The sequence below is a fragment of the Streptomyces sp. NPDC037288 genome (assembly GCF_055603265.1).
On the sequence record NZ_JBVJVY010000008.1, the window covers coordinates 49,427 to 67,845 of the forward strand.

Genomic DNA, 18,419 nt, shown 5'->3' on the forward strand with positions numbered 1-18,419 from the left:
ACATGGGACTCGAAGAAAAGCTGCCGAGCGGCTTCCTGCTGACCACCGTCGAGCAGGCCGCGGGCTGGGTGCGCAAGGCGTCCGTCTTCCCCGCCACCTTCGGCCTCGCCTGCTGCGCCATCGAGATGATGACCACCGGCGCCGGCCGTTACGACCTGGCGCGCTTCGGCATGGAGGTCTTCCGCGGCTCGCCGCGCCAGGCGGACCTGATGATCGTCGCCGGCCGGGTCAGCCAGAAGATGGCGCCGGTGCTCCGGCAGGTCTACGACCAGATGCCCAACCCGAAATGGGTGATCTCCATGGGCGTATGCGCCTCCTCGGGCGGCATGTTCAACAACTACGCGATCGTCCAGGGCGTCGACCACATCGTCCCGGTCGACATCTATCTGCCCGGCTGCCCGCCCCGCCCCGAGATGCTGATGGACGCGATCCTCAAGCTCCACCAGAAGATCCAGTCCTCCAAGCTCGGCGTCAACGCCGAGGAAGCCGCCCGCGAGGCGGAGGAGGCGGCGCTCAAGGCCCTGCCCACGATCGAGATGAAGGGGCTGCTGCGGTGAGCGACGCGAACGGCAACGGCGCAGGCGGCGTGAACGGCTCCGCGAACGGGGTGAACCCCGAGAAGGACCTCTCCGCCTCCAACCTCCCCGGCCAGCGCGGCCAGGGCGGCGAGGAGATCCGCGTCCAGCGCGGCATGTTCGGCGCCGACAACGGCGGCGACACCTCCGGCTACGGCGGCCTGGTCCGCTCGATCCGGCTCCCGGGACCGGCGACCCGGCCCTACGGCGGCTGGTTCGACGAGGTCGCCGACGAGCTGGAGGGCGCCCTGGAGGAACAGGGGCTCCTCCCTGACAACGCCATCGAGAGGACGGTCGTCGACCGGGACGAGCTGACCTTCCACATCGAACGCGAGCACCTGGTCCGCGTCGCCCGCACCCTGCGCGACGACCCGGCCCTGCGCTTCGAACTGTGCACCGGCGTCAGCGGCGTCCACTACCCGCACGACAAGGGCCGCGAGCTGCACGCCGTCTACCACCTGCGCTCGATCACCCACAACCGGCTGATCCGCCTCGAGGCCAGCGCCCCCGACAGCGACCCGCACATCCCGTCGCTGGTCTCCGTCTATCCGACCAACGACTGGCACGAGCGCGAGACCTACGACTTCTTCGGGATCGTCTTCGACGGTCACCCGGCCCTGACCCGGATCATGATGCCGGACGACTGGCAGGGCCACCCGCAGCGCAAGGACTACCCCCTCGGCGGCATCCCCGTCGAGTACAAGGGCGCCCAGATCCCGGCTCCGGACCAGCGGAGGTCGTACTCGTGAGCAGCACCCAGTCAGCAGCCGCCCGGGAAACCACCGAGGGCACCGTATACACGGTCACCGGTGGCGACTGGGACGAGGTCGTCCAGTCCGCGACCCGCGCCGACGACGAACGCATCGTCGTCAACATGGGCCCCCAGCACCCCTCCACCCATGGGGTGCTCCGCCTGATCCTGGAGATCGAGGGCGAGACGGTCACCGAGGCCCGCTGCGGCATCGGCTATCTGCACACCGGCATCGAGAAGAACCTCGAGTACCGCACGTGGACGCAGGGCACCACCTTCGTCACGCGCATGGACTACCTGACGTCCTTCTTCAACGAGACCGCCTACTGCCTCGCCGTGGAGAAGCTCCTCGGTATCGAGGACGACATCACCGAGCGCGCCAAGATCATCCGGGTCCTCCTGATGGAGCTGAACCGGATGTCCTCCCACCTGGTGTGCATCGCCACCGGTGGCATGGAGCTCGGCGCCACCACGATCATGATCTACGGGTTCCGTGATCGTGAAATGATTCTCGACCTCTACGAGCTCATCACGGGCCTTCGGATGAACCACGCGTACATCCGCCCCGGCGGACTCGCCCAGGACCTGCCGCCCGGCGCGGTGGACCAGATCCGCGAGTTCGTGAAGAAGATGAAGAAGAACCTCCCGGAGTACGACAAGCTCGCCACCGGGAACCCCATCTTCAAGGCCCGCATGCAGGACATCGGCTACCTCGACCTGGCCGGCTGCATGGCCCTCGGCGCCACCGGCCCCATCCTGCGCTCCACCGGCCTGCCGCACGACCTGCGCAAGGCGCAGCCGTACTGCGACTACGAGACGTACGACTTCGAGATCCCGACCGCCGACACCTGCGACGCCTACGGCCGCTTCCTGGTCCGCCTGGAGGAGATGCGCCAGTCGCTCAGGATCGTCGAACAGTGCCTGGACCGGCTCGCCCCCGGCCCGGTCATGGTCGCCGACAAGAAGATCGCCTGGCCCGCCCAGCTCGCCCTGGGGCCGGACGGACTCGGCAACTCCCTCGACCACATCAAGAAGATCATGGGCACCTCCATGGAGGCCCTGATCCACCACTTCAAGCTCGTCACCGAGGGCTTCCGCGTCCCGCCGGGACAGGCGTACGCGGCCGTCGAGTCCCCCAAGGGCGAGCTCGGCGTGCACGCCGTCTCCGACGGCGGCACCCGCCCCTACCGGGTCCACTTCCGCGACCCGTCCTTCACCAACCTGCAGGCCATGGCGGCGATGTGCGAGGGCGGCCAGGTCGCCGACGTCATCGTCGCCGTCGCGTCCATCGACCCCGTGATGGGAGGCGTCGACCGGTGACCACCTCTTCTTCGGAGCGGGGCGTCAGCCTGGGCATGCCCGAACTGCCCGCGCCCGCGTACCCGGACGACGTCCGGGCCCGGCTGGAGGCGGACGCGCGCGAGGTGATCGCGCGCTACCCGGACTCCCGGTCGGCCCTGCTGCCGCTGCTCCACCTCGTGCAGTCCGAGGAGGGCCATGTCACGCGCACCGGAATGCAGTTCTGCGCGGACATGCTCGACCTGACCACGGCCGAGGTCACCGCCGTCGCCACCTTCTACACCATGTACCGGCGGGGGCCGTCCGGTGACTACCAGGTCGGCGTGTGCACCAACACGCTGTGCGCGGTGATGGGCGGCGACGCGATCTTCGAGACCCTCCAGGAGCATCTGGGCGTCGGCAACGGCGAGACCACCGACGACGGCAAGGTCACCCTGGAGCACATCGAGTGCAACGCGGCCTGCGACTTCGCCCCGGTCGTGATGGTCAACTGGGAGTTCTTCGACAACCAGACGCCGGGCAGCGCCAAGCGACTGGTCGACGACCTGCGCGCGGGACGGCCCGTGCAGCCCACGCGCGGGGCACGGCTGTGCACCTTCAAGGAGACCGCGCGGATCCTGGCCGGCTTCCCCGACGAGCGGCCCGGGGCCGTCGAGGAGGGCGGCAGTGCGGGACCGGCGTCGCTGGTGGGCCTTCGCCTGGCAAGGGGAGAGACCGCACCCGCGCGCGTGGTCCATCCGCGCGGAGGTCCGCATGAGGAACCGCGGGACAGGGTGCACGAGCCGTCGCCGGCCGAGCACCTCAGTTCCCATGACGCGCCGCAGGAGACATCGGCCTCCGACCCGGCTCACCCCGCAGGGCCTACCGCAGAGGAGGGGGAGTGATGACCGTGGCACCCGAACTCAAGGACTCGAGCCCCGAGAAGCTGCTCGCACCCGTGCTGTCGGCCTTCTGGGACGAGGACCGGTCCTGGACTCTGGACGTCTACCGGAGGCACGAAGGGTACGAGGGGCTCCGCAAGGCGCTCGCCATGTCACCGGACGACCTGATCGCGTACGTCAAGGAGTCCGGGCTGCGTGGCCGCGGCGGCGCGGGATTCCCGACCGGAATGAAGTGGCAGTTCATTCCGCAGGGTGATGGGAAACCACACTATCTAGTTGTCAACGCCGACGAGTCGGAGCCGGGGACCTGCAAGGACATCCCGCTCCTCTTCGCCAACCCGCATAGCCTCATCGAGGGCATGGTGATCGCTTGCTATGCCATCAGGTCGTCGCATGCCTTCATCTATCTGCGTGGTGAAGTCGTCCCCGTTCTGCGGCGGTTGCACGAGGCCGTGCGCGAGGCCTACGCGGCGGGCTACCTCGGCGAGAACATCCTGGGCAGCGGACTCGACCTCCAGCTCACCGTGCACGCGGGCGCCGGCGCGTACATCTGCGGTGAGGAGACCGCACTGCTCGACTCGCTCGAAGGCCGCCGTGGTCAACCGCGGCTCCGTCCCCCCTTCCCTGCGGTGGAAGGCCTCTATGCCTGTCCGACTGTTGTGAACAACGTCGAGTCGATCGCGTCGGTTCCCGCGATCCTGCAAAACGGAAAAGATTGGTTCAGGGCGATGGGCAGCGAGAAGTCCCCGGGCTTCACGCTCTACTCGCTCAGCGGCCACGTCGCCAGCCCCGGCCAGTACGAGGCCCCGCTCGGCATCACGCTCCGCCAGCTCCTCGACATGAGCGGCGGCATGCGGCCCGGCCACCGGCTGAAGTTCTGGACGCCGGGCGGCTCCTCGACACCGATGTTCACCGACGAGCACCTCGACGTCCCCCTCGACTACGAGGGCGTCGGCGCCGCCGGCTCGATGCTCGGCACCAAGGCCCTGCAGTGCTTCGACGAGACGACCTGCGTGGTGCGGGCGGTGACCCGCTGGACCGAGTTCTACGCCCACGAGTCCTGCGGCAAGTGCACACCGTGCCGCGAAGGGACGTACTGGCTCGTGCAGTTGCTGCGCGACATCGAGGCCGGCAAGGGCGTCATGTCCGACCTCGACAAGCTCGCCGACATCGCCGACAACATCAACGGCAAGTCCTTCTGCGCCCTCGGTGACGGCGCCGCGTCCCCGATTTTCTCCTCGCTGAAGTACTTCCGCGAGGAGTACGAGCAGCACATCACGGGCCGGGGCTGCCCCTTCGACCCGGCCAAGTCGACGGCCTGGGCGGACCGCCCGGAGGTGAACGCATGACCGTGACCACCAACGCTCCCGCGGGTGGCGGAGATGCGGCGGTCCCGCCGGAAGACCTCGTCACGCTGACGATCGACGGCGTCGAGATCAGCGTGCCCAAGGGCACCCTGGTCATCCGGGCCGCCGAGCAGCTCGGCATCGAGATCCCGCGGTTCTGTGACCATCCCCTGCTCGACCCCGCCGGCGCCTGCCGTCAGTGCATCGTCGAGGTCGAGGGCCAGCGCAAGCCGATGGCTTCCTGCACCATCACCTGCACCGACGGCATGGTGGTGAAGACCCAGCTCACCTCGCCGGTCGCCGAGAAGGCGCAGCAGGGCGTGATGGAGCTGCTGCTCATCAACCACCCGCTGGACTGCCCGGTCTGCGACAAGGGCGGCGAGTGCCCGCTGCAGAACCAGGCGATGTCGCACGGCAACCCCGAGTCCCGCTTCGACGGCAAGAAGCGGACCTACGAAAAGCCCGTGCCGATCTCCACCCAGGTGCTGCTCGACCGCGAGCGGTGCGTGCTGTGCGCCCGCTGCACCCGGTTCTCCAACCAGATCGCGGGCGACCCGATGATCGAGCTGATCGAGCGGGGCGCGCTCCAGCAGGTCGGCACCGGCGAGGGGGACCCGTTCGAGTCGTACTTCTCCGGCAACACCATCCAGATCTGTCCGGTCGGCGCCCTCACCTCGGCGGCCTATCGTTTCCGCTCCCGCCCCTTCGACCTCGTCTCCTCTCCGTCGGTCTGCGAGCACTGCTCCGGCGGCTGCGCCACCCGCACCGACCACCGGCGCGGCAAGGTCATGCGGCGGCTCGCCGCCGACGACCCCGAGGTCAACGAGGAGTGGATCTGCGACAAGGGACGCTTCGCGTTCCGGTACGCGCAGCTCAAGGACCGCCTCGACACGCCCCTGGTGCGCAACGCCGACGGCGTCCTGGAGCCCGCCTCCTGGCCGGAAGCCCTGGAGGCGGCCGCGCGGGGACTGACCGCCGCCCGCTCCCGGGCCGGTGTCCTCATCGGCGGCCGGCTGACCGTCGAGGACGCCTACGCCTACAGCAAGTTCGCGCGCGTGGCGCTCGACACGAACGACATCGACTTCCGCGCGCGCGTGCACAGCGGCGAGGAGGCCGACTTCCTGGCGTCCCGGGTGGCCGGGCGCGGCCGTGACCTCGACGGTACGGGCGTCACGTACACCGCCCTGGAGAAGGCGCCGGCCGTGCTGCTGGTCGGCTTCGAGTCGGAGGAGGAGGCGCCCGGCGTCTTCCTGCGGCTGCGCAAGGCCTGGCGCAAGCGCAGGCAGCAGGTGTACGCGCTGGCCACGCACGCGACCCGGGGCCTGCAGAAGGCGGGCGGCACCCTGCTGGCGGCCGCCCCGGGCACCGAGACCGAGTGGCTGGACGCCCTCGCGAGCGGCGTCGGCCTGGAGGAGCCCGGCACACGGGCCGCTGAGGCCCTGCGCGCCGACGGCGCGGTCATCGTCGTCGGTGAGCGGCTCGCCTCGGTCGCCGGCGGCCTCACCGCCGCGGTACGGGCCGCCGACTCGACCGGCGCCCAGCTGGTGTGGATCCCGCGCCGGGCCGGTGAGCGGGGCGCCATCGAGGTGGGCGCGCTGCCGTCGCTGCTGCCGGGCGGCCGTCCGGCGACCGACCCGCGCGCGCGGGAGGAGGTCGCGGCCGTCTGGGGGCTCGCCGAACTCCCGCTGCGCTACGGCCGTGACACCCACCACATCGTCGAGGCCGCCGCCACCGGCGAACTCTCCGCACTCGTGGTCGCCGGGGTGGAGGTCGCCGACCTGCCCGACCCGGCACGCGCGCGTGAAGCACTCGACAGTGTCGGCTTCCTGGTGTCGCTGGAGCTGCGGCCCAGCGAGGTCACCGGGCACGCCGACGTCGTCCTGCCGGTCGCCGCGGTCGCCGAGAAGGCGGGCACCTTCCTCAACTGGGAAGGCAGGGTGCGTTTGTTCGAGGCGGCCCTCAAGCCCGAACAGATGACCCGCCTCCTGGCACCCACCGACGCGCGCGTGCTGCAGATGCTGGCCGACGCGATGGACGTCCACCTGGGCCTGCCGGATCTGCGCACCACGCGCGCGGAGATCGACAGGATCGGCTCCTGGAACGGCCCGCGCGCCGCCGCGCCCCAGGAGTCCGCGGGCGCGCTGCCCCGCCCGGCCGCCGGCGAGGCCGTACTCGCCGGACACCGGCTGCTGCTCGACCAGGGTCTCCTGCAGGAGGGCGACGAGGCGCTCGCCGGAACCCGCCATGCCGCACACGCGCGCGTGTCCGCCGCGACGGCCGCAGAGACGGACGTCAGGGACGGTGACGTCCTCGCCGTCACCGGCCCGGCCGGCACCGTCGAACTCCCGCTCCGGATCACCGAGATGCCCGACCGAGTGGTCTGGCTCCCGCTGAACTCCGTCGGCGGGGGCGTCGCCTCCGGCACCGGGGCGCAGCCCGGCTCCCTCGTCCGTATCGGCCCGGCGGCAGTCGCCGAACAGGCCCCCAAGGAGGTGGAGGCATGAGCCCGTACCTCGCAGCTGAAGACCTCTCGATGTTCGGCCGTGACCCCTGGTGGCTGGTCGTCATCAAGGCCGTGTTCTGCTTCGCCTTCCTGATGGTGACCGTACTGTTCTCCATCGTCTGGGAGCGCAAGGTCGTCGCCTGGATGCAGCTGCGCATCGGCCCCAACCGGCACGGTCCCTGGGGCATGCTCCAGTCGCTGGCCGACGGTGTGAAGCTGATGCTCAAGGAAGACATCATCGTCAAACGCGCGGACAAGGTGGTCTATGTCCTCGCGCCGATCGTCGCGGCCATCCCGGCCTTCATGGCGATCGCGGTGATCCCCTTCGGCCCGGCCGGCAACGAGATCTCGATCTTCGGCCACCGCACCGCGATGCAGCTGACCGACCTGCCGATCGCGATGCTCTACATCCTCGCGGTCGCCTCCGTCGGCATCTACGGCATCGTCCTCGCGGGTTGGAGTTCCGGATCCACCTATCCGCTCCTCGGCGGCCTGCGCTCCTGCGCGCAGATGATCTCCTACGAGATCGCCATGGGCGCCGCGTTCGCCTCGGTGTTCCTGTACTCGGGGTCGATGTCGACGTCCACGATCGTGGAACAGCAGCACGACCGCTGGTACATCCTGCTGCTGCCGGTCTCCTTCATCCTCTACATCGTCACGATGGTCGGCGAGACGAACCGCGCCCCCTTCGACATGCCGGAGTCCGAGGGCGACCTGGTGGGCGGCTTCAACACCGAGTACTCGTCCATCAAGTTCGCGATGTTCATGCTCGCCGAGTACGTGAACATGGTGACGGTCTCGGCCGTCTCGACCACCCTGTTCCTCGGCGGCTGGCGCGCCCCCTGGCCGATCAGCTCCTTCTGGGAGGGTGCGAACCACGGCTGGTGGCCGTTGCTGTGGTTCGTCATCAAGGTCCAGCTGCTGCTGTTCTTCTTCATCTGGCTGCGCGGCACGCTCCCGCGGGTCCGCTACGACCAGCTGATGAAGCTCGGCTGGAAGGTTCTCATCCCGGTCTCCGTGACCTGGCTGATGCTGGTGGCGACCGTACGGGCCCTGCGCAACGAGCACTACGACTTCGCCGACATCGCCCTCTACGTGGGCGGCGGAGTCCTCGCCCTGCTGCTGATCTCCTTCGTCGCCGACATGTTCCGCGAGAAGGCAAAGGCGACCGGCCGGTCCGCCGCCGAGCAGGCCGGATTCGACCCGATGACGGGCGGATTCCCCGTGCCGCCGCTGCCCGGTCAGGAGCTGCCGCCGGTGCCGAGGCGCCGCCCGCGCCGCGATCGGGAGCTGATTGTCAGTGGTGGGTCGGACACTGTCAGTGACGGATCTTCGGATGGAAAGGAGGCGTCCGATGGCTGAGGAGCCGAAGGAGACCAAGCCCGGTTTCCAGAACCCCGTCGCCGGCTTCGGCGTGACCTTCAAGGCCATGTTCAAGAAGCGGCTGACCGAGCAGTACCCGGAGCAGAAGAAGACCACGGCTCCGCGGTTCCACGGACGGCACCAGCTCAACCGCCATCCGGACGGCCTGGAGAAGTGCGTCGGCTGCGAGCTGTGCGCGTGGGCCTGCCCCGCCGACGCCATCTACGTGGAGGGCGCCGACAACACCGACGAGGAGCGCTACTCGCCGGGCGAGCGGTACGGCCGCGTCTACCAGATCAACTACGCCCGCTGCATCCTGTGCGGGCTGTGCATCGAGGCGTGCCCCACGCGCGCGTTGACGATGACCAACGAGTTCGAACTGGCCGACTCCAGCCGCGCCAACCTCATCTACACCAAGGAACAGCTCCTCGCCGGCCTCGAAGAGGGCATGGTCGACACACCGCACGCGATCTTCCCGGGGACGGACGAACAGGACTACTACCGGGGCCTGGTCACGCAGGCAGCGCCCGGCACGGTCCGCCAGGTCGCCCTCTCCAAGGGCGAGGTCCCGCAGGAGGCCGCGTCGACCTTCGGTGAGGACGAGCCGGCCTCGGAGAAGGTGATCGGCCAATGACGACGCATCTCGCCGCCTACACCACCTCCACCGGTGAGGCCTTCCAGTTCTGGGTCCTCGGCACCGTCGCGGTGATCGGCGCCCTGTGCACCGTGTTCATGAAGAAGGCCGTGCACAGCGCGCTGTGTCTCGCCGGGACCATGATCGTCCTGGCGGTGTTCTACCTCGCCAACGGCGCCTACTTCCTGGGCATCGTGCAGATCGTCGTCTACACGGGCGCGATCATGATGCTGTTCCTGTTCGTGGTGATGCTCGTCGGCGTGACGGCGGCGGACTCGCTGAAGGAGACCATCAGGGGCCAGCGCTGGCTGGCCCTTCTGTGTGGGGTCGGCTTCGGCGTCCTGCTGCTCACCGGCATCGGGAACGCGTCCCTGAAGGAGTTCGACGGCGCCGGCCAGGCGAATGCGAACGGCAATGTGGAGGGCCTCGCCTCCCTCATCTTCACCAAGTACGTCTTCGCCTTCGAAATCACCGGCGCCCTGCTGATCACGGCCGCCGTCGGCGCCATGGTGCTCACACACCGCGAGCGCACCGAGCGCGCCAAGACCCAGCGCGAGCTGTCCGAACAGCGCGTCCGTGAAGGCACCCACCTCCCTCCGCTGCCGGCCCCGGGTGTCTACGCCCGGCACAACGCGGTCGACATCGCGGGCCTGCTCCCCGACGGCACCCCGTCCGAGCTGACCGTCAACAAGACGCTGCGCGAACGCGGCCAGATCCGTGACGTGTCCGCGGAGGCGCTCAACGACCTGCGCGCACTGGAACAGCGCGCGGAGGAACGCCTGGAGCGCACGGTGATCGAACCGGCGACGTTCAAGCGGCCCGAGGAGGCGTCGAAGTGAACCCGGTCAACTACCTCTACCTCGCGGCCCTGTTGTTCACGATCGGCGCGACGGGCGTACTGATCCGGCGCAACGCCATCGTGGTCTTCATGTGCATCGAACTGATGCTGAACGCCTGCAACCTCGCGTTCGTCGTCTTCTCCCGGATGCACGGCAACCTCGACGGCCAGATCATCGCCTTCTTCACGATGGTCGTCGCCGCCGCGGAGGTCGTGGTGGGCCTCGCGATCATCGTGTCGCTGTTCCGTACCCGCCACTCGGCCTCGGTCGACGACGCCAGCCTGATGAAGCTGTAAGGGGTCGGAAGAATCGTGGAGAACCTGATCGCGCTGCTCATCGCGGCGCCCCTGCTCGGAGCGGCCGTCCTCCTGGTCGGCGGCCGGCGGCTCGACGCCGTCGGCCACTGGATCGGCACGGTGCTCTCGTTCGTCTCCTTCGCCTTCGGCGTTGTCCTCTTCGCCGACCTGCTGGGCAAGGGGGCCGACCACCGGACGCTGATGCAGCACCTGTTCAGCTGGGTCCCGGTGGCCGGCTTCCAGGCGGACGTCACCTTCCGCCTGGACCAGCTGTCGATGACGTTCGTACTGCTGATCACCGGCGTCGGCTCGCTGATCCACCTGTACTCGGTCGGGTACATGGAGCACGACGAGCGGCGCCGCCGTTTCTTCGGCTACCTGAACCTGTTCCTCGCGGCGATGCTGCTGCTCGTCCTCGCCGACAACTACCTGCTGCTGTACGTCGGCTGGGAGGGCGTCGGCCTCGCGTCGTACCTGCTGATCGGCTTCTGGCAGCACAAGCCCAGCGCCGCGACGGCCGCGAAGAAGGCCTTCCTGGTCAACCGCGTCGGCGACATGGGCCTGTCGATCGCGATCATGCTGATGTTCGCGACCTTCGGGACCTTCGCCTTCGGCCCGGTCTTCAGCCACGCCGGTGACGCCTCCGAGGGCAAGCTCACCGCCATCGGCCTGATGCTCCTGCTCGCCGCCTGCGGCAAGTCCGCCCAGGTGCCGCTGCAGTCCTGGCTCGGCGACGCCATGGAGGGCCCGACCCCGGTCTCGGCCCTGATCCACGCGGCGACGATGGTGACGGCGGGCGTGTATCTCATCGTCCGCTCCGCAGCCATCTTCAACGGCGCCCCCGACGCCCAGCTGGCCGTCACCGTCGTGGGCGCTGTGACGCTCCTGTTCGGTGCGATCGTCGGTTGCGCGAAGGACGACATCAAGAAGGCGCTGGCCGGCTCGACCATGTCGCAGATCGGCTACATGATCCTCGCCGCCGGCCTCGGCCCCATCGGCTACGTCTTCGCGATCATGCACCTGGTGACGCACGGCTTCTTCAAGGCCGGGCTGTTCCTCGGCGCCGGTTCCGTCATGCACGGCATGAACGACGAGGTCGACATGCGCAAGTACGGCGGCCTGCGCAGGTACATGCCGGTCACCTTCGTCACCTTCGGCCTCGGCTACCTCGCCATCATCGGGTTCCCGGGCCTGTCCGGGTTCTTCTCCAAGGACAAGATCATCGAGGCGGCCTTCGCCAAGGGCGGCACCGAGGGCTGGATCCTCGGCGGTGCGGCCCTGCTGGGCGCGGCCATCACCGCCTTCTACATGACGCGCGTGATGCTGATGACCTTCTTCGGAGAGGAGCGTTGGAAGAACCAACCCACTCGCTCCCCGGAGGCACCGAGCGCCGAGCCCGCCGCCGAGCACCGCGGCGAGCACGCCGAGCCACACCCGCACGAGTCCCCGAAGGTCATGACGATCCCCATGATCGTGCTGGCCGTCGGCTCTGTCCTGGGCGGTGGCTTCTTCAGCATCGGCGACCGCTTCCTGCACTGGCTCGAGCCGGTCACCGGACACAGCGAGGGCAACTCCCCGGTCAGCGCATGGGTGGTCACCGCGGCGACCCTGGTGTGCCTCGTCATCGGCGTCGGCATCGCCTGGGCCCAGTACGGCCGCAAGCCCGTCCCCGCCGTCGCCCCGCGCGGCTCCCTGCTCACCCGCGCGGCCCGTCGCGACCTGCTCCAGGACGACTTCAACCACGTCGTCCTGGTACGCGGCGGAGAACACCTCACGCGCTCCCTGGTGTACGTCGATCACACCCTGGTCGACGGTGTCGTCAACGGCACGGCAGCCGGCTTCGGCGGCCTGTCCGGACGGCTCCGCCGGGTCCAGAACGGCTTCGCCCGCTCCTACGCGGTCTCGATGTTCGGCGGTGCGGCACTTCTGGTCGCCGCGACCCTGCTGATGAGGGCGGTCTGATACCGATGTCCTTTCCTCTGCTGACAGCGACGGCGGCGCTCCCGGCCATCGGGGCCGTCGCCACGGCCGCCGTACCGGCCACGGGGCGCACCGCCGCCAAGTGGCTGGCGCTGCTCGTCTCGCTCGCCACACTCGCCCTGGCGATCACCGTCCTGGTCCGCTTCGATCCGGACGGCGCCCGCTACCAGCTCACCGAATCGCACGCCTGGATCAAGGACTTCGGGGTGCGGTACGAGCTGGGTGTCGACGGCATCGCGGTGGCGCTGGTCGCGCTGACCGCCCTGCTGATCCCGTTCATCATCCTCGCCGGCTGGCACGACGCCGACCCGCTGGAGACCGGCAGCCGCCGCTGGCGGCCCACCCAGGGCTTCTTCGCGCTGATCCTGGCCGTCGAGGCGATGGTGCTCATCTCGTTCGAGGCCACCGACGTCTTCGTCTTCTACATCTTCTTCGAAGCCATGCTCATCCCGATGTACTTCCTCATCGGCGGCTTCGGAGACCGCGCCCACGCGCAGGGCGAGGCGGCGGCCTCGACACAGCGGTCGTACGCGGCGGTGAAGTTCCTGCTCTACAACCTGGTCGGCGGTCTGATCATGCTGGCCGCGGTGATCGGCCTCTACGTGGTGGCCGGGAACTTCAGCCTCCAGGAGATCGCGCAGGCCCGCGCCAACGGTTCGCTGCACATGGCGACGAGCACCGAACGCTGGCTGTTCCTCGGCTTCTTCTTCGCCTTCGCGGTGAAGGCGCCACTGTGGCCGCTGCACACCTGGCTGCCCAACGCCATGCAGGAGGCCACCGCCCCGGTCGCCGTCCTCATCACCGCGGTCGTCGACAAGGTCGGCACCTTCGCGATGCTCCGCTTCTGCCTCCAGCTGTTCCCGGAGGCCAGCAAGTGGGCGACGCCCGTGATCCTCGTACTGGCCCTGATCAGCATCGTCTACGGCGCGCTGCTCGCCGTCGGCCAGCGGGACATCAAGCGCCTGGTGGCCTACGCGTCGATCTCGCACTTCGGCTTCATCATCATGGGCATCTTCGCGATGACCAGCCAGGGCCAGTCCGGCGCGACGCTCTACATGGTCAACCACGGCATCTCCACGGCCGCGCTGATGCTGGTCGCGGGCTTCCTGATCTCCCGGCGCGGGTCGCGGCTCATCGCCGACTACGGAGGTGTGCAGAAGGTCGCGCCGGTGCTCGCCGGCACCTTCCTGATCGGCGGCCTCGCCACGCTGTCCCTGCCCGGACTGGCCCCGTTCGTGAGCGAGTTCCTGGTCCTGGTCGGCACCTTCACCCGCTACCCGGCGATCGGCATCATCGCCACCTTCGGCATCGTCCTCGCCGCGCTCTACACCCTCGTCCTGTACCAGCGGACGATGACGGGCCCGGTGAAGCCCGAGGTGTCGGCGATGCCCGACCTGCGCGCGCGTGAACTCCTGGTCGTCGCCCCGCTGATCGTGCTGCTGATCTTCCTGGGCGTCTACCCGAAGCCCGTCACGGACATCGTCAACCCCGCGGTCAAGCAGACCATGTCCGACGTACACAAGACCGACCCCAAGCCCTCGGTGGAGGCGGCCAAGTGAGCACAGCAGCCATCCACAGCCTGTGGACAACCGCGGCCGATCCGATCTCGAAGATCCCGGCACCGAAGATCGAATACGGACAATTGTCGCCGACGCTGATCGTCGTCGGCGCGGCGCTGGTCGGGGTGCTCATCGAGGCGTTCCTCCCGCGCACGTCCCGCTACTACGCGCAGGTCTTCGTGTCCGTCGTCGCCCTGTGCGCCGCGTTCGCCGCGGTGGTCGCGCTGGCGGCCGACGGCTACGGCACGACGAAGGCGCACATCGCCGCGATGGGCGCCATCGCCGTCGACGGCCCGTCCCTGTTCCTGCAGGGCACGATCCTGCTGGCCGGCCTGGTCGGCCTGTTCACCTTCGCCGAGCGGCGCCTGGACCCGGCCGCGCACGGCAACCGCGTCGACTCCTTCGCCGCGCAGGCCGCCTCCGTACCGGGCAGCGACAGCGAGAAGGCCGCGGTGAAGGCCGGCTTCACCACCACCGAGGTCTTCCCGCTGCTGCTCTTCGCCATCGCCGGCATGCTGGTGTTCCCCTCGGCCAACGACCTGCTGACCCTGTTCGTGGCCCTGGAGGTCTTCTCCCTGCCGCTGTACCTCCTGTGCGCGCTGGCCCGCCGCAAGCGGCTGATGTCGCAGGAAGCCGCGGTCAAGTACTTCCTGCTCGGCGCGTTCGCCTCCGCGTTCACCCTGTTCGGCATCGCCCTGCTCTACGGCTACGCCGGCTCGGTGTCGTACGCGCGCATCGCCCAGGTCGTCGACGGCACGGTCACCAACGTCGACCCGGCACTCGCCAACACCATGGGCAACGACGCGCTGCTGCTGCTCGGCAGCGCCCTGATCGTGATGGGCCTGCTGTTCAAGGTGGGTGCGGTGCCCTTCCACATGTGGACGCCGGACGTCTACCAGGGCGCGCCGACGCCCGTGACCGGCTTCATGGCGGCGGCGACGAAGGTGGCCGCGTTCGGCGCGCTGCTGCGCCTGCTGTACGTCGTTCTGCCCGGGATGCGCTGGGACTGGCGGCCGGTCATGTGGGCGGTGGCGATCATCACCATGCTCGGCGGTGCGATCGTCGCGATCACGCAGACCGACATCAAGCGGCTCCTTGCGTACTCGTCCATCGCGCACGCCGGATTCATCCTCGCGGGTGTCATCGCCACCTCGAAGGACGGCGTCTCGTCGGTCCTCTTCTACCTGGCCGGCTACTCCTTCGTGACGATCGGCGCCTTCGCGGTGGTCACGCTCGTGCGTGACGCGGGCGGCGAGGCCACCCACCTGTCCAAGTGGGCCGGGCTCGGCCGCAGGTCACCGCTGGTGGCCGCCGTGTTCGCGGTGTTCCTGCTGGCCTTCGCGGGTATCCCGCTGACCTCCGGCTTCGCGGGGAAGTTCGCCGTGTTCAAGGCGGCGGCGGACGGTGGTGCGGCACCGCTGGTCGTGATCGGTGTGATCTCCTCGGCGATCGCCGCGTTCTTCTACATCCGCGTGATCGTGCTGATGTTCTTCAGCGAGCCGAAGCCGGAAGGCCCGACCGTGGCCGTGCCGTCCCCGCTGACCATGGCGGCGATCGCCATGGGCGTCGCGGTCACGCTGGTGCTCGGTGTGGCCCCGCAGTACTTCCTGGACCTGGCGAGCCAGGCGGGAGTGTTCGTGCGCTGAGTCTTTTGCGTCAGGCCCCGGTTCCCCACGGAACCGGGGCCTTCGCGCTTGGTCAGCCGGGTGCTCCGGGGTACGGGCACTTCACGTCGGGGTTCCACTCGAAGAACAAACCGCTGGGGTTGTCCGCACCCCGGTGAGCCTGCGCCCCCCGACGCCGTCGTCCTCGTAGAGCAGGGCAGTGGGCTTGGCCGGGTCGAGAGAGCCGTAGAGGGACGTGTTGATGTAGTGGTATCCCATGGCACCCTGGGCACCCTGCCCGCCCGTCACATCCACGGTGCACGGGTTGGGCTCGTATCCGTCGGCCAGGGCCTTCGGCACGTAGAGGTACTTCGCGGTAGCCGCGTACGTCGGGACGAGTTGCGCCCATTCGGCGGGGTCCGGACCGGCGGCACGGGCGGGCGTGGTCGTCAGAGCGAGGGCGGCGATGGCGGCGACGGCGAGAGCGGCCTTAGCGAGGTGAGCGGGCATCGGGCGGAGCTCCTTGGAACGGCACGCGGTCGGGTACCGGAGCGGGTGTCGAGTGGCTGTCTGTGCCGGGCCTCCGCCTCTCCCGCCCCGAGCAGCATGGCCCCGGTGTGATCGCCGGACCATCCGGGACGACCGACGGGGTGACCGGGCTGGTCCGTGCGAGGACGCGCAAGGCTCGTGCGGGTGTCACCCGGCCTGTGGATAACTCCGATGCTGTCGGTCCGGACCCCTATCGTGGAGGCAGCGGTCGAGAGACGACACACACGGGGGACCGACGGGGGACAGGACGATGGGCGTGACGGGCGGGATCAGCGAGATGCCACAGGTGACCGAGGGGCCGGGCGCGGCCGACAGCGAGGCGCTGGCCACGCTGCACCGGGTCTTCGGATACGAGGCCTTCCGGGGCGAGCAGAAAGCGATCATCGAGCATGTGGTCGCGGGCGGCGACGCCCTCGTCCTCATGCCCACCGGCGGCGGCAAGTCGCTGTGCTACCAGATCCCGGCCCTGGTCAGACCCGGTACGGGCATCGTGATCTCCCCGCTGATCGCGCTCATGCAGGACCAGGTGGACGCCCTGCGCGCCCTCGGCGTGCGGGCCGGCTTCATCAACTCCACGCAGGACTTCGACGAGCGGCGCATGGTCGAGGCCGAGTTCCTGGCCGGAGAGCTGGACCTGCTGTATCTGGCGCCCGAGCGGCTGCGCCTGGACGCCACGCTGGATCTCCTCGCGCGCGGCAAGATCTCCGTCTTCGCGATCGACGAGGCGCACTGCGTGTCCCAGTGGGGCCACGACTTCCGCCCCGACTACCTCACCCTGTCCCTCCTCGGCGAGCGCTGGCCGGACGTCCCGCGGATCGCCCTCACCGCCACGGCCACCCGAGCCACCCACGAGGAGATCACCCAGCGGCTGAACCTTCCGACGGCCCGCCACTTCGTCGCCAGCTTCGACCGGCCCAACATCCAGTACCGGATCGTGCCCAAGGCCGACCCCAGGAAGCAGCTTCTCGCCTTCCTCCGACAGGAGCACGCGGGCGACGCCGGCATCGTGTACTGCCTGTCGCGCAACTCGGTGGAGCGGACGGCGGAGTTCCTGACCGCCAACGGCATCGAGGCCGTTCCGTACCACGCCGGTCTGGAGGCGGGCACGCGCGCCGCCCACCAGTCGCGCTTCCTGCGGGAGGACGGCCTGGTCGTGGTGGCGACCATCGCCTTCGGCATGGGCATCGACAAGCCGGACGTACGGTTCGTCGCCCACCTGGACCTGCCCAAGTCGATCGAGGGCTACTACCAGGAGACCGGGCGCGCGGGCCGTGACGGCCTGCCGTCCACGGCCTGGATGGCGTACGGCCTGAACGACGTCGTACAGCAGCGCAAGCTGATCCAGTCCGGCGAGGGCGACGAGGCGTTCCGCCGCCGGGCCGCCGCCCACCTCGACGCCATGCTCGCGCTGTGCGAGACGGCCCGCTGCCGTCGCGGCCAGCTGCTCGCCTACTTCGGTCAGGATCCCGACGCTGCGGCCTGCGGCAACTGCGACACCTGCCTCACCCCGCCGGAGACCTGGGACGGCACGATCGCCGCGCAGAAGGTGCTGTCGACGGTGGTCCGGCTGCAGCGGGAGCGCGGGCAGAAGTTCGGCGCCCTGCAGATCGTCGACATCCTGCTCGGCAAGCGCACCGGCAAGGTCATCCAGTTCGACCACGACCAGCTGTCCGTCTTCGGTATCGGCCAGGACCTCCCCGAGGCCGAGTGGCGCGGTGTCATCCGGCAGCTGCTGGCCCAGGGACTGCTCGCGGTCGAGGGCGAGTACGGCACTCTGGTGCTCACCGAGGCGAGCGGCTCCGTGCTGCGGCGTGAGCGGGAGGTGCCGCTGCGCAAGGAGCCGAAGAAACCGGCCGTTTCCCGGTCGCGGTCGGCGGGCGCATCCGGAGGCGACCGCAAGGCCAAGGCCGCCGCCGAACTGCCCGACGACCTGCTGCCGGCCTTCGAGGCACTGCGCGCCTGGCGCGCCGAACAGGCCCGCGAACAGGGCGTGCCGGCGTATGTCATCTTCCACGACGCGACCCTGCGGGAGATCGTCGGCCGACGGCCCGGTTCGGTGCGCGAGCTGGGCACGGTGAGCGGTGTCGGCGAGAAGAAGCTGGCGACGTACGGGGAGGGCGTGCTGGCTGTGCTGGCCTCCCTGGACGGGCCCGCCCCGGCCGCCGGCGACGTGCAGGACGCCGACTGGCCGGAGCCGGACGAGGAGCCGGCGCCGGACGACTGGATATAGCCCGGCACGGC

15 protein-coding genes are annotated in these 18,419 nt (G+C 69.4%); 14 read left to right on the forward strand and 1 reads right to left on the reverse strand.

All coding sequences use genetic code 11. The annotated features are described in order from the left end of the window. Positions 1 to 2 precede the first annotated feature (2 nt). From ACZ7GZ_RS12100 to nuoN, 13 genes are read left to right on the forward strand one after another with little or no spacing between them, the layout of a single operon-like run. The gene (locus tag ACZ7GZ_RS12100; protein ID WP_007383964.1) at positions 3 to 557 is read left to right on the forward strand and encodes a NuoB/complex I 20 kDa subunit family protein; all 555 of its coding nucleotides are present in this window, start codon (positions 3 to 5) and stop codon (positions 555 to 557) included. After that, entirely contained in the window at positions 554 to 1,324 is a 771-nt protein-coding gene (locus ACZ7GZ_RS12105) for an NADH-quinone oxidoreductase subunit C (protein ID WP_471023286.1), read from the forward strand. Before ACZ7GZ_RS12100 ends, ACZ7GZ_RS12105 begins: the two co-directional genes overlap by 4 nt. Further along, positions 1,321 to 2,646, forward strand: coding sequence for an NADH-quinone oxidoreductase subunit D (locus ACZ7GZ_RS12110; protein WP_471023289.1), 1,326 nt, complete (start codon positions 1,321 to 1,323; stop codon positions 2,644 to 2,646). The genes ACZ7GZ_RS12105 and ACZ7GZ_RS12110 overlap by 4 nt, the downstream gene beginning before the upstream one ends. After that, complete coding sequence (gene nuoE, locus ACZ7GZ_RS12115) at positions 2,643 to 3,509, forward strand: NADH-quinone oxidoreductase subunit NuoE (RefSeq protein WP_471023292.1); 867 nt, start codon at positions 2,643 to 2,645, stop codon at positions 3,507 to 3,509. The genes ACZ7GZ_RS12110 and nuoE overlap by 4 nt, the downstream gene beginning before the upstream one ends. Further along, the gene (gene nuoF / locus ACZ7GZ_RS12120) at positions 3,506 to 4,855 is read left to right on the forward strand and encodes an NADH-quinone oxidoreductase subunit NuoF (RefSeq protein WP_471023294.1); all 1,350 of its coding nucleotides are present in this window, start codon (positions 3,506 to 3,508) and stop codon (positions 4,853 to 4,855) included. Before nuoE ends, nuoF begins: the two co-directional genes overlap by 4 nt. Next, entirely contained in the window at positions 4,852 to 7,356 is a 2,505-nt protein-coding gene (locus ACZ7GZ_RS12125; RefSeq protein WP_471023297.1) for an NADH-quinone oxidoreductase subunit G, read from the forward strand. The genes nuoF and ACZ7GZ_RS12125 overlap by 4 nt, the downstream gene beginning before the upstream one ends. Further along, positions 7,353 to 8,717, forward strand: coding sequence for an NADH-quinone oxidoreductase subunit NuoH (nuoH, locus tag ACZ7GZ_RS12130; RefSeq protein ID WP_471023300.1), 1,365 nt, complete (start codon positions 7,353 to 7,355; stop codon positions 8,715 to 8,717). The genes ACZ7GZ_RS12125 and nuoH overlap by 4 nt, the downstream gene beginning before the upstream one ends. Further along, the gene (gene nuoI / locus ACZ7GZ_RS12135) at positions 8,710 to 9,351 is read left to right on the forward strand and encodes an NADH-quinone oxidoreductase subunit NuoI (protein ID WP_471023302.1); all 642 of its coding nucleotides are present in this window, start codon (positions 8,710 to 8,712) and stop codon (positions 9,349 to 9,351) included. Before nuoH ends, nuoI begins: the two co-directional genes overlap by 8 nt. Next, positions 9,348 to 10,190 (forward strand): NADH-quinone oxidoreductase subunit J, encoded by an 843-nt coding sequence (locus ACZ7GZ_RS12140; RefSeq protein ID WP_471023304.1) that lies wholly within the window; start codon positions 9,348 to 9,350, stop codon positions 10,188 to 10,190. The genes nuoI and ACZ7GZ_RS12140 overlap by 4 nt, the downstream gene beginning before the upstream one ends. After that, positions 10,187 to 10,486, forward strand: a complete 300-nt coding sequence (nuoK, locus tag ACZ7GZ_RS12145; RefSeq protein WP_073901863.1) for an NADH-quinone oxidoreductase subunit NuoK — start codon at positions 10,187 to 10,189, stop codon at positions 10,484 to 10,486. The genes ACZ7GZ_RS12140 and nuoK overlap by 4 nt, the downstream gene beginning before the upstream one ends. Before the next feature lie 15 nt (positions 10,487 to 10,501). Further along, complete coding sequence (gene nuoL, locus ACZ7GZ_RS12150) at positions 10,502 to 12,448, forward strand: NADH-quinone oxidoreductase subunit L (protein WP_471023307.1); 1,947 nt, start codon at positions 10,502 to 10,504, stop codon at positions 12,446 to 12,448. Between the two features lie 5 nt (positions 12,449 to 12,453). After that, positions 12,454 to 14,025, forward strand: coding sequence for an NADH-quinone oxidoreductase subunit M (locus ACZ7GZ_RS12155; protein WP_471023310.1), 1,572 nt, complete (start codon positions 12,454 to 12,456; stop codon positions 14,023 to 14,025). Beyond that, positions 14,022 to 15,671, forward strand: coding sequence for an NADH-quinone oxidoreductase subunit NuoN (gene nuoN / locus ACZ7GZ_RS12160; protein WP_471023313.1), 1,650 nt, complete (start codon positions 14,022 to 14,024; stop codon positions 15,669 to 15,671). Before ACZ7GZ_RS12155 ends, nuoN begins: the two co-directional genes overlap by 4 nt. Before the next feature lie 81 nt (positions 15,672 to 15,752). Here nuoN and ACZ7GZ_RS12165 read toward each other — a convergent pair whose 3' ends face one another. Next, the gene (locus ACZ7GZ_RS12165; protein WP_471023315.1) at positions 15,753 to 16,139 is read right to left on the reverse strand and encodes a hypothetical protein; all 387 of its coding nucleotides are present in this window, start codon (positions 16,137 to 16,139) and stop codon (positions 15,753 to 15,755) included. Positions 16,140 to 16,428: 289 nt separating this feature from the next. Here ACZ7GZ_RS12165 and recQ point away from each other — a divergent pair, with 289 nt between their 5' ends. Beyond that, a complete protein-coding gene (gene recQ / locus ACZ7GZ_RS12170; RefSeq protein WP_471023317.1) occupies positions 16,429 to 18,408 on the forward strand; it encodes a DNA helicase RecQ in 1,980 nt (659 codons plus the stop codon). The last annotated feature ends 11 nt before the right edge of the window (positions 18,409 to 18,419 follow it).

Coding starts and splice junctions, on each gene's coding strand:
- ACZ7GZ_RS12100 (WP_007383964.1), top strand. CDS start 3: ATGGGACTCGAAGAAAAGCTGCCGAGCGGCTTCCTGCTGACCACCGTC.
- ACZ7GZ_RS12125 (WP_471023297.1), top strand. CDS start 4,852: ATGACCGTGACCACCAACGCTCCCGCGGGTGGCGGAGATGCGGCGGTC.
- nuoH (WP_471023300.1), top strand. CDS start 7,353: ATGAGCCCGTACCTCGCAGCTGAAGACCTCTCGATGTTCGGCCGTGAC.
- nuoI (WP_471023302.1), top strand. CDS start 8,710: ATGGCTGAGGAGCCGAAGGAGACCAAGCCCGGTTTCCAGAACCCCGTC.
- ACZ7GZ_RS12140 (WP_471023304.1), top strand. CDS start 9,348: ATGACGACGCATCTCGCCGCCTACACCACCTCCACCGGTGAGGCCTTC.
- ACZ7GZ_RS12155 (WP_471023310.1), top strand. CDS start 12,454: ATGTCCTTTCCTCTGCTGACAGCGACGGCGGCGCTCCCGGCCATCGGG.
- ACZ7GZ_RS12165 (WP_471023315.1), bottom strand. CDS start 16,139: ATGCCCGCTCACCTCGCTAAGGCCGCTCTCGCCGTCGCCGCCATCGCC.
- recQ (WP_471023317.1), top strand. CDS start 16,429: ATGGGCGTGACGGGCGGGATCAGCGAGATGCCACAGGTGACCGAGGGG.